The organism is Marinobacter sp. LV10MA510-1 (genome assembly GCF_002563885.1).
In the GTDB taxonomy this organism is placed as follows: Bacteria; Pseudomonadota; Gammaproteobacteria; order Pseudomonadales; family Oleiphilaceae; genus Marinobacter.
In genome coordinates this window covers 676,577-689,981 of record NZ_PDJA01000001.1, presented here as the reverse complement: position 1 = coordinate 689,981, position 13,405 = coordinate 676,577, and the positions used below count along the sequence as shown (strand labels likewise).

At 53.4% G+C, this 13,405-nt stretch carries 10 protein-coding genes; 3 read left to right on the top strand and 7 right to left on the bottom strand.

Annotation, left to right across the window (positions count from 1 at the left end):
• Nucleotides 1-189: 189 nt before the first annotated feature.
• The 4 genes from ATI45_RS03275 to sdhC are packed head-to-tail and all read right to left on the bottom strand — an operon-like array spanning nucleotide 190 to nucleotide 3,405.
• Nucleotides 190-894 (bottom strand): succinate dehydrogenase iron-sulfur subunit, encoded by a 705-nt coding sequence (locus ATI45_RS03275; RefSeq protein WP_098418258.1) that lies wholly within the window; start codon nucleotides 892-894, stop codon nucleotides 190-192.
• 13 nt (nucleotides 895-907) lie between these two features.
• Nucleotides 908-2,680, bottom strand: a complete 1,773-nt coding sequence (gene sdhA, locus ATI45_RS03270) for a succinate dehydrogenase flavoprotein subunit (protein WP_098418257.1) — start codon at nucleotides 2,678-2,680, stop codon at nucleotides 908-910.
• A gap of 3 nt (nucleotides 2,681-2,683) precedes the next feature.
• On the bottom strand, nucleotides 2,684-3,037 hold the full coding sequence (gene sdhD / locus ATI45_RS03265) for a succinate dehydrogenase, hydrophobic membrane anchor protein (RefSeq protein ID WP_098418256.1): 354 nt from the start codon (nucleotides 3,035-3,037) through the stop codon (nucleotides 2,684-2,686).
• Nucleotides 3,025-3,405 carry a succinate dehydrogenase, cytochrome b556 subunit gene (gene sdhC, locus ATI45_RS03260; protein WP_098418255.1) on the bottom strand — a complete coding sequence of 127 codons (381 nt, stop codon included), beginning with the start codon at nucleotides 3,403-3,405 and terminating at the stop codon, nucleotides 3,025-3,027. Before sdhC ends, sdhD begins: the two co-directional genes overlap by 13 nt.
• A gap of 497 nt (nucleotides 3,406-3,902) precedes the next feature.
• Between sdhC and gltA the strand changes: the two genes are divergently transcribed.
• Together gltA and ATI45_RS03250 are read left to right on the top strand one after the other, a co-directional pair.
• A complete protein-coding gene (gene gltA, locus ATI45_RS03255; RefSeq protein WP_098418254.1) occupies nucleotides 3,903-5,177 on the top strand; it encodes a citrate synthase in 1,275 nt (424 codons plus the stop codon).
• Between the two features lie 89 nt (nucleotides 5,178-5,266).
• Nucleotides 5,267-6,139, top strand: coding sequence for an NAD(P)-dependent oxidoreductase (locus tag ATI45_RS03250; RefSeq protein WP_179888379.1), 873 nt, complete (start codon nucleotides 5,267-5,269; stop codon nucleotides 6,137-6,139).
• Nucleotides 6,140-6,252: 113 nt separating this feature from the next.
• Here ATI45_RS03250 and topA read toward each other — a convergent pair whose 3' ends face one another.
• The 3 genes from topA to fadB all read right to left on the bottom strand — a co-directional run bounded on the left by topA (nucleotide 6,253) and on the right by fadB (nucleotide 12,519).
• On the bottom strand, nucleotides 6,253-8,892 hold the full coding sequence (gene topA, locus ATI45_RS03245) for a type I DNA topoisomerase (RefSeq protein WP_098418253.1): 2,640 nt from the start codon (nucleotides 8,890-8,892) through the stop codon (nucleotides 6,253-6,255).
• 270 nt (nucleotides 8,893-9,162) lie between these two features.
• Nucleotides 9,163-10,338 (bottom strand): acetyl-CoA C-acyltransferase FadA, encoded by a 1,176-nt coding sequence (gene fadA, locus ATI45_RS03240; RefSeq protein ID WP_098418252.1) that lies wholly within the window; start codon nucleotides 10,336-10,338, stop codon nucleotides 9,163-9,165.
• Between the two features lie 33 nt (nucleotides 10,339-10,371).
• Complete coding sequence (gene fadB / locus ATI45_RS03235; RefSeq protein ID WP_098418251.1) at nucleotides 10,372-12,519, bottom strand: fatty acid oxidation complex subunit alpha FadB; 2,148 nt, start codon at nucleotides 12,517-12,519, stop codon at nucleotides 10,372-10,374.
• A gap of 392 nt (nucleotides 12,520-12,911) precedes the next feature.
• Here fadB and ATI45_RS03230 point away from each other — a divergent pair, with 392 nt between their 5' ends.
• Nucleotides 12,912-13,343: a universal stress protein gene (locus tag ATI45_RS03230; RefSeq protein WP_098418250.1), complete on the top strand. Its 432-nt coding sequence runs from the start codon at nucleotides 12,912-12,914 to the stop codon at nucleotides 13,341-13,343.
• The last annotated feature ends 62 nt before the right edge of the window (nucleotides 13,344-13,405 follow it).

Here is a 13,405-nt window from a genome sequence, read left to right as displayed (position 1 = left end):
CCCCGAAATTTTTTATACTTAGCGACGCAGTGCGAGCCACTTAACGGCTAACAATCACGGCACACGAAGTCTGAACCGGTACCAGACTATTGACTATACGCCTTTGGTTGAAGGCCCCGCCAAATTGGCGAGGCCTTCAAGAATCATACTCACCAGACACAGTATAGCGTCTGTATTACATTTTGCCGCTCAAGTTGCACGCTGCAGCAACAGGTTCCGAATATGGCCAATAGCCCTGGTCGGGTTAAGGCCTTTCGGGCACACGCTGACACAGTTCATGATGCCGCGGCAACGGAACACGCTGAACGGATCGTCCAAATCAGCCAAACGCTCGGCCTGGGCGGTATCACGGCTGTCCGCCAGGAAGCGGTAAGCCTGCAACAGGCCTGCGGGGCCAATAAACTTATCCGGGTTCCACCAGAACGACGGGCAAGCCGAGGAACAGCATGCGCATAGTATACACTCATAAAGACCGTCGAGCTTTTCACGGTCTTCCGGCGTCTGCAAACGCTCTATAGCGGGCGCCGGCTGATCGTTGACCAAGTACGGCATGACCTTTTCATACTGCTTGTAAAACAGGCTCATATCCACAACCAGATCACGGATGACCGGCAAGCCAGGCAACGGACGCAATACCAGCTTGTCTTTTTTGATCACCTGAGACACCGGCGTGATGCACGCCAGGCCATTTTTGCCGTTCATGTTCATGCCGTCAGAGCCGCACACGCCTTCACGGCATGACCGCCGGTACGACAGGGTGACGTCTTTTTCTTTCAGCAGATTGAGCACGTCCAGCACCATCAGGTCTTTACCTTTCGGAAGTTCAACCTCGACATCCTGCATGAACGGGGCGTTGTCTGCTTCCGGGTTGTAACGATAAAGGCTTACCAACATAGTCTTCGTCCCCTTAATACGACCGAATCGTCGGCTGGAATGTGTCGACAGTCTTCGGCGAGAAGTTAACATCGCGCTTGCCAACCCGCTTGTCCAGCGGGAAATAAAGCGAGTGCTTCAGCCAGTTCTCGTCGTCACGCTCAGTAAAGTCGTTGCGGGCATGAGCACCGCGACTTTCCTTTCGCTCTACCGCTGATACGGCAGTGGCGTAAGCAACTTCAAACAGGTTATCCAGCTCCAACGCCTCAATACGCGCGGTATTGAACACGTTGCTGGTGTCGGTCAGGCGGGTGTTGCGAACACGCTCACCGATTTCATTCAGCAGCTGCAGACCTTTATCCATGCTTTCACCGTCACGGAACACACCGAAATACAGCTGCATGCAGGTTTGCAGATCTTTACGAACCGCCGCCACGTGCTCACCTTCGGTCGCGTTAGCCAAACGATCAAGCCGCGCCATGGCGCGCTTGATATCGGCGTCACTGGCGCCGTCTACGTCAAAACCGTTGCGCAACTGCTCTTCAATGTGCAAGCCAGCTGCACGACCAAACACCACCAGGTCCAGAAGCGAGTTGCCGCCAAGACGGTTGGCACCGTGAACTGAAACACAAGCCGCTTCACCACAGGCAAACAAACCACGAATTGGCTGATCTTTGCCGTCATCGTCTTGAGTCAGCGCCTGACCACCGACGTTCGTCGGAATACCGCCCATCATGTAGTGACAGGTTGGAATAACAGGAACAGGCTCTTTCACCGGATCTACGTGGGCAAAGGTCTTCGACAGTTCACAAATACCCGGCAAACGCAGATTCAGGGTCTCTTCACCCAGGTGGTCGAGCTTCAGCAGAACGTGATCTTTTTCAGGACCACAGCCGCGGCCTTCAAGAATCTCGATAACCATAGAGCGTGCAACAACGTCACGGCCTGCAAGATCTTTGGAATTGGGCGCGTAGCGCTCCATGAATCGTTCGCCTTCGGAGTTGATCAAGTAACCGCCCTCACCCCGACAGCCTTCGGTCACAAGCGTGCCCGCACCGTAAATGCCGGTGGGGTGGAACTGCCACATTTCCATGTCCTGCATCGGGAAGCCGGCACGCAGGGCCATGCCGATACCGTCGCCGGTGTTAATCAGGGCATTGGTGGTAGAGGCATAAATACGGCCAGCGCCGCCGGTCGCAAGAACCGTTGCTTTGGCTTTGATGTATGCCACTTCGCCCGTTTCGATTTCGATGGCAACAACACCAACAACTTCATTTTTCGCGTTTTTGACCAGATCTACCGCATACCATTCATTCAGGAAGGTAGTACCACCCTTCAGGTTGGCTTGATACAGCGTGTGCAGGAGCGCATGACCGGTACGGTCGGCCGCCGCACAGGTGCGAGCTGCCTGGGTAGAATCATTCGGCCCTTTGGACTGACCACCAAACGGGCGCTGATAAATACGACCCTGCTCGGTGCGCGAGAATGGCAGACCCATGTGTTCAAGCTCGAATACAGCTTGCGGTCCTACCGAACACATATATTCAACTGCGTCCTGGTCAGCAATGTAATCTGACCCCTTAACGGTGTCATACATGTGCCAGCGCCAGTCGTCGTTGGGATCTGCGCTGGCGATCGCACAGGTAATGCCACCTTGGGCAGACACAGTGTGCGAACGGGTTGGAAACACTTTAGTAATACACGCGGCTTTAACGCCGGTTTCAGTCAACTGCAGCGCTGCGCGCATACCGGCACCGCCGCCGCCAATCACGATGGCGTCAAAGGTCATGGTCTTGATGTTAGACATTAATTAAAACCCCCACAGGATCTGAATACCCCAAACCACATACACGAACATGGTCAGACCGCACGCGGCCTGCACCAGAAAGCGTGGTAAGGCTGATTTCATATAGTCAGTCGTTACTGTCCACAAACCAACCCAAGCGTGTGCGCCAATCGAAAGCAGAGCCATCAGCGTGAAAATACGCATCCAGGTTTGGCCGAACAGGCCTGCCCAGGTGTCGTAGCTCATGCCAGGATTGGCAATAATGAAGACGAAAAGAACCACTGTGTACAGTGCCAGAACATAGGCCGAAACACGTTGCATTAGCCAGTCTGCAACACCACTACGGCCCAGATTGGTTACACTACTTACATTGCCCATATCCAAACTCCTGCAAGTACAATCAGAATTACGGCAACGGCCAGAGTCACTTTGGCAGCCACCAGGCCGCTTTCCAACTCTTCACCAATACCCATGTCCAAAAGCAGGTGCCTGATGCCTGCCACCAGGTGATATATCAGGGCCGACAAAATGCCCCAGACAATCAGCTTGGCGAGGAAGCTGTTCAGCAATTCACTCACATGGCCGTAAGCCTCTTCCCCAGATAGAGAAAGATCCAGACCATAAAGCATGAACGCTACACCGACAAAAATGATGATGCCGCTGACGCGGTGCAATATGGAGGTAATGGCTGGCAATGGAAAATGAAACTTGCCGAGATCGAGATTTACTGGTCGTTTACTATTCACAGCGCTCTCACACTCTCTTTGTTGCCGCGGAGCCGGCAAGCCGGACGCAGGTGATTGGTATATAAGGATCAATGTGCAGATACGAGACTGACACACGATTGGCTCAGGGTATGAGGGGATTTTTTCCCGACAGCTCGTTGCGCACTGGCAAGGTTGCGTTGGGAAAGGCGCCACGGTCGGCTAAACCCCCAATTCCGGGCTAAAGATTATAAGGAGTAAGCGAATTAATTACAAACCTGCAATTGACGCAAATCATTGCCAGTAAACGAATGTATGTCAAGACAAAAGGCTTATTGACAACAAAGCCCTGCAAGCGCCATAACGAGTACCGGCATTCCCTCATTGACGTTATCGAGCTTTTTTAGGTTTTGCTTAGCCTTTTGTTGACAAAGAAAGCGATCAGCCTATATTTTGCCGCCAGTTTTGCGATAATACGCGCCTTATTCGCGCATTCTTAAACTCTGAAAAGCTGACACGCTTTTAAACAGGAGAGCACCATGACCGACAGGAAAGCCACGCTGACAGTGGGCAACAAGTCCCTCGAGCTACCGGTTTACTCAGGCACCGTCGGCCCAGACGTTATCGATGTACGGAGCCTGGTCCAGCAAGGCATATTCACTTACGATCCCGGCTTTGTATCTACAGCGGCTTGCGAGTCAGCCATCACCTTCATTGATGGCGACAAGGGCGTGCTTTTGCACCGCGGCTATCCAATCGAGCAGCTCGCAGAACATTCTGATTACCTTGAACTTTGTTGGTTGCTGCTGCACGGAGAACTTCCCACTGCAGAAGAAAACAAAGCATTTCACGAAACCATCAAAAACCACACCATGCTGCATGATCAAATGCGCAATTTCTTTAACGGTTTCCGCCGTGACGCGCACCCAATGGCCATTATGTGCGGCGTAGTGGGCGCTTTATCGGCGTTCTATCACGACCAGATGGACGTAACCGATGAGCACCAGCGCGAAATTACCGGCCACCGCCTGATCGCGAAAATGCCCACCATTGCAGCTTGGTGTTACAAGTACAGCATGGGCCAACCCTTTATTTACCCGCGTAACGACTTGACCTACGCCGAAAACTTTCTGCAGATGATGTTTGCCACCCCGTGTGAGGAATACAAGCCAAACCCGATTCTGGCCAACGCCATGGACAAGATTTTCATTCTGCACGCTGACCACGAGCAGAACGCATCCACCTCTACCGTGCGCCTGGCAGGCTCTACCGGTGCCAACCCCTACGCATGCATGGCTTCGGGCATTGCGGCACTGTGGGGGCCCGCTCACGGCGGTGCAAACGAAGCGGTTCTGGCCATGCTGGCCGAAATTGGCGATGAAGCCAATATCGAAACCTTCATCGACAAAGCCAAAGACAAAAACGACCCTTTCCGCCTGATGGGCTTTGGTCACCGGGTGTACAAAAACTTTGACCCGCGGGCCAAGGTAATGGCTGAAACAGCTCACGAAGTGTTGACAGAACTGGGTCTGGAAAACGATCCGCTGCTGCGCATCGCCAAGCGCCTGGAAAAAATCGCCCTCGAAGACGAGTACTTTGTTGAGCGCAAGCTTTACCCGAACGTAGACTTCTACTCTGGCCTGATTCTGAAAGCAATCGGCATTCCAACGTCCATGTTCACCGTTGTTTTTGCCATGTCGCGCACCATCGGCTGGTTTTCTCATTGGAACGAAATGGTCAGCAACGAATACCGCATTGGTCGTCCGCGCCAGCTTTACACGGGCTCGCCCAAACGCGATTACCCGAAAGATTGATTCAGTGATGCAAACACCCTGAGCAAATATCAGAAAAACCGCTAGCTTTAGCGGTTTTTTTGTTTTGTACCAATCCTGAGGAGCAAATCATGACAACCGTGAGCTTTATTGGTCTTGGCGTTATGGGCTATCCCATGGCCGGGCATTTGGCAGCTGCCGGCTACGATGTCCGAGTGTGGAATCGTACCAGCAGCAAAAGCCAGCAGTGGGCAAAAGATTACAACGGCAAGGCCTGCGCCAGCATCGCCGAGGCGGTTCAGGGCAGCACCATTGTTCTTACCTGCGTAGGCAACGACGATGACTTACTGGCAGTGTATGAAGGCGACACCGGCATTCTCGCCAATGCCGCCCCGGGAACGCTACTGATTGACCACACCACCGCCTCAGCCATGGTTGCCGAACGCCTGGCCGAATGGGCTGCACAGCAACAAACCGGCTTTATCGATGCGCCCGTGTCTGGCGGACAGCAAGGCGCCGAAAAGGGCCAACTGACCGTCATGTGCGGTGGCAGCAGGAGCGACTTCAAAAAAGCAGAACCCGTGTTAAGTATTTACTCTAAAGCTCTGAATCTTATGGGGCCGGCAGGGGCGGGCCAGAAGACAAAAATGGTCAACCAGATTGCCATTGCGGGACTGGTTCAGGGGCTGTCAGAAGCCCTGCACTTTGCCGAACAGGCTGGCCTTGACGCCAGCAAAGTCGTTGAGGTAATCTCAAAGGGAGCGGCTCAGTCCTGGCAAATGGAAAACCGGTCCGGTACCATGATTGCCGGTGAATTCGAACACGGTTTTGCGGTGAACTGGATGCGTAAAGACCTGGCCATTTGCCTGGAAGAGGCGCGAAAAAACGGCGCGCGACTGCCGGTAGCGGCACTGGTGGACCAGTTTTACGGAGATGTACAGCAGATGGGTGGCGAACGATGGGATACCTCGTCGCTGATCGAGCGCTTGCGCCCGAAAATATAAAGCGCTCAGATTCAGAAGGCGGGGATTTTCATCTTTGTAAATTTTTTAGTCTCTGCAAACAGCAATGGGCGGGTTTTCACCTGCCCATTGCTTCATAACTCAACCCGCCCAACTTATTTCTGTTTAGGCTGCCACTTGCCGCTCACATACCAAGCCGACCAGCCAGTCGCTTTGCCGTCTTTTTCCGACATTACGTACTGCTCCTTGGTTTTCCGGCTGTAGCGGATCACTGACGGATTACCTTCAGGATCGCGCTCAGGCGCTTCCATCAAGTAGTTGTGCTTGGGATCAATCTCGTCGCGGTGGGGTTTAATTTCCAGCACCAGCGGCGGACGGGTTTCCCGATTCTTGGGAAACTTGCTTGCCGCCAGAAACATGCCGGACGCACCATCACGCAACACATAGATGTCATCCACTTTCTGGCACTGCAACTCCGGCATCGCCACCGGATCCATCTTGGGCGGTGCAGGCTCACCACTTTTCAGCAGCTTACGGGTGTTTTTGCATTCTTCATTGGTACAGCCAAAATACTTGCCAAAACGACCGGTTTTCAGCTGCATTTCGCTGCCGCACTTGTCGCAATCCAACGTCGGGCCATCATAACCCTTAATACGGAAACTGCCCTGCTCGACTTCATAGCCGGAGCAATCCGGATTATTACCACACACGTGAAGCTTGCGGGTTTCGTCTACCAGGTAGCTGTCCATAGCCGTGCTGCACTTGGGGCAGCGGCGCTTCATCCGTAACAGGCGGCTTTCGCCCTCACCTTCCACGTCTTCTTCAGCGCTGACCACTTCGTCACCGGTCACCAGGTTAATAGTGGTTTTACAACGCTCTTTTGGCGGTAACGAGTAACCCGAACAGCCCAGGAAAACGCCGGTGCTGGCAACGCGAATCTGCATGTTACGGCCACATGTAGGGCACGGAATGTCGGTTTCCGTAGGCTCGTTAGAACGCATACCGCCGTCTTCGTCATTCGCCTCGGCCACTTCCAGTTGTTTTCGGAAACGGCCATAAAAATCATTCAGAACTTTTTTCCATTCCACATTGCCGTCGGCAATATGGTCTAAATCACCTTCCATCTGTGCGGTAAAGCTGTAATCCATCAGATTACTGAAAGATTCACACAGCCTTTCAGTCACAATTTCGCCCATTTTTTCGGCGTAAAAGCGACGGTTTTGCAGGCGCACGTAACCACGGTCCTGAATGGTCGAAATAATAGACGCGTAAGTAGAAGGTCGGCCAATACCCTGCTTTTCGAGTTCTTTCACCAGACTTGCTTCAGTGAAGCGCGGTGACGGCTTGGTGAAATGCTGGGAGGGATCGAGCTTGTCCAGGCCGAGGCTCTCGCCGACACGGATGTCGGGCAGCGCAACGTCTTCGTCTTTTTTCGACGCCTGGGGTGCAACTTTCAAAAAGCCTTCAAACTTGCTGATGCGACCCCGGGTGCGCAGCTCGTAATCGCCGTTGGCCACGACGATAGACGTGCTGAGAAATTCGGCGTCGGCCATTTGGCAGGCGATGAACTGGCGCCAAATGATGTCGTAAAGCTTCTCGGCGTCTTTCTCGATACCGGTAATAGATACCGCCTTTCGGGTCGCTTCGGTCGGGCGGATAGCCTCGTGAGCTTCCTGAGCACCTTGCTTGCTACCATAGATGCGGGGGCTGTCCGGCAGGTACTCTTTGCCAAAGGTAGACTCTACATACTCACGACTGCTGTTAACGGCATCCTGGCTCAGGTTGGTGGAGTCAGTACGCATGTAGGTGATGTACCCGGCTTCATACAAACGCTGGGCCAGCATCATGGTTTTCTTAACACTGAAGCCCAGGCGGTTACTGGCGGCCTGCTGCAAAGTCGACGTAATAAAAGGAGCACCCGGGCGCGAACGGGTTGGTTTGTCTTCACGCTTGGCCACCGCAAACTCGCCCGCTTTGAGACGCGTTACGTGGTCATTGCTCTGGGTTTCGTTAACCGGGCGATAGGGTTTGTCGTTGTAGCGGGTAACTTCGAAACGCACCGGCTGCTTGGCGCTTGTGGTTGCGAGGCCTGCAAACAGCTGCCAGTACTCTTCCGGCACAAACTTGCGGATTTCCCGTTCACGCTCAACAATCAGCTTTACCGCAACCGATTGCACACGGCCGGCGGACAGACCGCGGGCCAACTTGGCCCAAAGCAGTGGCGACACCATGTAACCGACTACGCGGTCCAAGAAACGCCGTGCCTGCTGGGCATGCACCATATCGGTGTCCAGCTTGCCGGGGTCTTTGAAGGCGCCCTGAATAGCGCGTTTGGTAATTTCATTAAAAACAACGCGCCGGTATTTTTCCGGCTCGCCGCCAATGGTTTGCTGAAGGTGCCAGGCTATGGCCTCACCTTCGCGGTCTAAATCCGTTGCCAGATAGATGTGGTCGGCAGACTTGGCCAGTCGTTTCAGCTCATTAACGACCTTTTCTTTACCCGGCAAAATTTCATAGCGCGCGCTCCAGTCGTGATCCGGATCTATACCCATGCGGGCTACCAGCTGTTCACGCGCTTTACGCTTCTTGTGCACCACCTTATCTTCAGGGCTCAATTTACGCGTGACGGCGGCCTGGCGAGCACGCTCTTTGGGGTCGCTGGTGGACCCGCTGCCGCTAACTGGAAGATCACGAATGTGCCCGACGGACGACTTAACAATGAAGTCGTCCCCCAGATACTTGTTGATGGTCTTCGCTTTCGCTGGCGACTCGACAATTACGAGACTTTTACCCATATCGGAGATCTGTATCCTTGGCGGTAAATCGGTCAGTTGTGCAGCAAACCGCAAACTCGCTGTAAAATCAGGCGGCTATAAAAACAACCTTGCCGCTGACATGTATAGGCTCACTGTTTTACAGGGTCAAGAATAGCAAGACAACCCATTCTTTGTTTTCCAACCGGCTTTTTTTCGTCCGGATAAACAACTTTTTTCATTTTGATAAACAACAAGGCCCGGCTAGTTGCCGGGCCTTGTTGTTAAACGTCAGCTAGGATTCACAGGTAATCACAGCCGCTCCCACACCGTCGATATACCCTGGCCCAAGCCGATACACATGGTGGACACACCGTATCTACCGCCGTTGGCCTGCATAATATTCAGCAGCGTGGTTGAAATGCGCGCACCAGAGCAACCCAGCGGATGACCAAGTGCAATAGCGCCGCCGTTGAGATTCACTTTCTGATCCACGACACCCATCAGCTTGAGATCTTTCAACACCGGCAAGGACTGCCCGGAAAAGGCCTCATTCAGCTCCCAAAAATCGATATCTTCGATTTTCAGACCGGCACGCTTAAGCGCTTTCTTGGTCGCAGGGACCGGGCCATAACCCATAATAGCCGGGTCAACGCCCGCTACCGCCATGCTCACAATCCGCGCCATCGGCTTGAGGCCAAGGGCTTGGGCACGCTCGGCAGACATCAATATCATCGCTGCTGCACCGTCGGTGAGCTGCGATGACGTACCGGCTGTTACCGTGCCGTTTTTCGGATCAAACGCCGGGCGCAACTGGCCCAATGATTCAGCGGTGGTTTCCGGGCGGATGGTTTCGTCGTGCTCAATCAGCACTTTGAAACCGTTCTCATCGTGCCCTTCTATAGGGACGATTTCGTTCTTGAAACGGCCCTCATCGGTGGCTTCCTGCGCCAGCCGATGGGAACGCGCTCCGAATTCGTCCTGTTGCTGACGGGTGATGCCGTGCATCTTGGCCAGCATTTCTGCTGTCAGGCCCATCATGTTGGAAGCTTTGGCCGTGTACTTAGACGCCGCCGGGTTGTGATCAAACCCGTCGGTCATACCAATGTGGCCCATGTGCTCGACACCACCCACCACGAACATGTCACCGTTGCCGGTCATGATCGCCTGGGCCGCGGTGTGAATCGCGCTCATGGCAGAACCACACAGACGGTTAACTGTCTGGGCACCGGCTTCGTGGGGCACTTTTGTCAGCAAGGAAATGTGGCGTGCCACGTTGAAGCCCTGCTCTCGGGTCTGGTTCACACAGCCCCAGATTACGTCTTCCACTTCTTTCGGATCGAGCTTGGGATTGCGCTCGAACAGTGCGTCGATCAGGGTTGCCGACAGGGTTTCTGCACGTACATTGCGGAAACAGCCGTTTTTGGCGCGGCCCATCGGAGTCCGCACGCAATCAATGACGACAACGTCTCTCGGATTAAGGCTCATAGATCTTTCTCCGTTCGGAAATCTCGTTCAGGGTTAAGCAAAGAAGGTCTGGCCGTTTTTTGCCATATCACGCAGCTTGTCGGTGGGCTGATATAGCGGCCCAAGATCTGCGTATTTGTCAGCCAGTTCCACAAACGTGTCCACGCCCATCTGGTCGATATAGCGCAGTGCGCCACCGCGGAACGGAGGGAAGCCAATACCGTAGATCAGGCCCATATCGGCGTCAGCCGGGCTCTCTACAATACCGTCTTCCAGGCAACGAACGGTTTCCAGACACAGCGGGATCATCATCCGCGCGATAATTTCATCGTCTTCAAACTCTTTGTCACCCTGAACAACCGGCTTCAGCAGCTTGTAGGATTCTTCGTCGACCACTTTCTGCTGCTTGCCCTTGCGGTCAAGCTCGTAGCGGTAAAAACCCTTTTCATTTTTCTGGCCGTAACGCTTGTTATCGAACATCACGTCAATGGCGGTGGTGCCTTCATGCTTCATACGATCAGGGAAGCCTTCAGCCATAACCTCTCCAGCGTGTTTCCCGGTGTCCATACCGACCACATCCAGCAAATACGCGGGGCCCATGGGCCAACCAAACTTTTCCATCACCTTATCGACTTTCTGGAAGTCAGCGCCGTCACGTACCAGTCCAATAAAGCCACCGAAGTACGGGAACAGCACCCGGTTGACCAAAAAGCCCGGGCAGTCATTAACCACTATGGGCGTTTTACCCATGGCGGTGGCATAAGCCACGGTGGTCGCAATGGCGCGATCGCTGGTTTTCTTACCACGGATAACCTCAACCAGAGGCATCATGTGCACCGGGTTGAAGAAGTGCATACCGCAAAAGTTTTCCGGACGTTTGAGATTCTTCGCCAACAGGTCGATAGAGATGGTCGAGGTGTTAGACGTCAGAATAGTGTCTTCGCGAACCTGGCCTTCAACCTCGCGCAGAACCGCATCTTTCACTTTGGGATTCTCAACAACTGCTTCAACAACTAGATCTACGTTCTTGAAATCGCCGTAGTTTAGCGCTGGCGTGATGCTGTTCAGCACGTCCGCCATCTGATCCGGCTTCATGCGCCCCTTGTCAATGCGCTTGAGCAGAAGCTTCTTGGCTTCTTTCAGGCCCAGGGCGATGCCTTCGGGATTGATGTCTTTCATGATGATGGGCGTGCCTTTAAGCGCAGACTGATACGCCACGCCGCCACCCATAATGCCCGCACCCAGAACCGCTGTCAGCTTTACATCGGCAGCGTCTTTGGCCCAGCGTTTCGCCTTGCGCTTGAGTTCTTGGTCATTCAGAAACAGGCCGATCAGACTTGCACAAGCGTCCGTTTTCGCCATTTTGGCGAAGCCCTTGGCTTCTACTTCAATGGCCTTGTCGCGAGTCATACTGGCGTGCTTCTGCATCACTTTGATCGCTTCAACGGGCGCCGGGTAGTTTTTCCCAGCCTTGGCACCTACAAAAGCTTTTGAAATCTCGAACGCCATCATGCTTTCCATGGCGTTGAGCTTGATCTTGCCCTTCTTTTCTTCACGGCGCGCCAGATTGTCGAGCTTGCCGCTGTTCACCTGGTTGATAACTCCTACTGCAGCAGCAACCAATTGGTCTGGTTCAACGATGGCATCGACGGCACCCACCTTAAGCGCCACATCTGCACGATTTTCGGTCGCACCACTGATCCACTCAACCGCGTTATCTACGCCAATCAGGCGTGACAGGCGTACGGTGCCGCCAAAGCCCGGGAAGATTCCCAACTTGGTTTCCGGTAGGCCCACTTTGGCTTTTGGTGCCATAACCCGGTAATCGGTGGCCAGGCACATTTCAAAACCGCCGCCCAACGCAATACCGTTGATGGCGGTAACCGTGGGGAATGGCAGGTCTTCAATGGCACTAAAAATTTCATTGGCGCTTAAGTTGTTGGCCACCAGTTCGTCTTCCGGGCCGGAAAACAAATCTTTAAATTCGGTGATGTCTGCGCCAACAATAAAGCTGTCTTTGGAACTGGTAACAACAAGACCCTTCAGATCCGCCCGTGACGTCAGTATTTTTGTCGCATTACGGAGCTCTTCCAGGGTAAGACGGTTGAATTTGTTGACAGACTCGCCCTGCAAGTCGAAATTCAACTGGGCGATTCCGCCTTCGATCTCTTTAACCGTGATGGCTTTACCTTCGTAAATCATCAACTGATCTCCAGTCTGTGATTGAAACTGTTTTGTGCGCCGGTGTACTTGCACATTAACCTGCAAGATCCCGGCTGCAGATGCAGCGAACCTTTAACCACTGCGGCCGCTGCCCGATCTTCAATTCAAATTCATACAGCCGTTTGAATATCGAGACCACACGATGAGAAAAAACCGTCCGTTTGTCAATTTCTTTCTTAACACGACCGATCACAGGCAACTGCAATTGTTACTGCGCAGGCTTACTCTGAACCTAATACGGCAAGGCTTCAACGCCGCCGAAAGCTCTGCTAACAAAGCCTAACTCACACTAACCCCTTTTCCGCCGGGCTTAACCATACTATCCTGTAATCAAGGGTTCTGACATTTGCAACACACGGAGTAATAGTGCCATGTCTGTTTACAAGAAGTTGCTAGTCGCCATTGATTTAACGGAAGAAGCGCCACAAGTCCTGCACAAAGCAAAAGAGATGGCTAGGAGCCAAGGCGCTGAACTGATCCTGGCACACGTGGTGGAGCCTGTGGGCTACGCCTATGGTGGCGATATTCCGATGGATTTGACCGAATTACAGGACCAGCTCGACAAGGCTGCCCGCGAGCAGCTGACCAAGTACGGTGAAGAATACGGCATACCCAAAGAAAATCAGGTGGTGACCGTTGGCCGCCCTGAGTCTGAAGTACACCGCCTGGTCAAAGAACACGCCATTGACCTGGTAGTTGTGGGCAGTCATGGCCGTAAAGGCTTTCAATTGTTGCTCGGCTCTACCGCAAACGGCGTACTCCACGGCACCGAGTGCGATGTGCTGGCCGTACGTATTTTTTAAGACGCACAGTGACCAGCTGATTGCTTGCCGGCGAAATTCCGGCAAGCAATCGAGCAATTTGG

Bases quoted from the DNA above. Each gene is read 5' to 3' on its own strand.
- ATI45_RS03275 (WP_098418258.1), bottom strand. From the start codon at position 894: ATGTTGGTAAGCCTTTATCGTTACAACCCGGAAGCAGACAACGCCCCG.
- sdhA (WP_098418257.1), bottom strand. From the start codon at position 2,680: ATGTCTAACATCAAGACCATGACCTTTGACGCCATCGTGATTGGCGGC.
- sdhD (WP_098418256.1), bottom strand. From the start codon at position 3,037: ATGGGCAATGTAAGTAGTGTAACCAATCTGGGCCGTAGTGGTGTTGCA.
- gltA (WP_098418254.1), top strand. From the start codon at position 3,903: ATGACCGACAGGAAAGCCACGCTGACAGTGGGCAACAAGTCCCTCGAG.
- ATI45_RS03250 (WP_179888379.1), top strand. From the start codon at position 5,267: ATGACAACCGTGAGCTTTATTGGTCTTGGCGTTATGGGCTATCCCATG.
- topA (WP_098418253.1), bottom strand. From the start codon at position 8,892: ATGGGTAAAAGTCTCGTAATTGTCGAGTCGCCAGCGAAAGCGAAGACC.
- fadA (WP_098418252.1), bottom strand. From the start codon at position 10,338: ATGAGCCTTAATCCGAGAGACGTTGTCGTCATTGATTGCGTGCGGACT.
- fadB (WP_098418251.1), bottom strand. From the start codon at position 12,519: ATGATTTACGAAGGTAAAGCCATCACGGTTAAAGAGATCGAAGGCGGA.
- ATI45_RS03230 (WP_098418250.1), top strand. From the start codon at position 12,912: ATGTCTGTTTACAAGAAGTTGCTAGTCGCCATTGATTTAACGGAAGAA.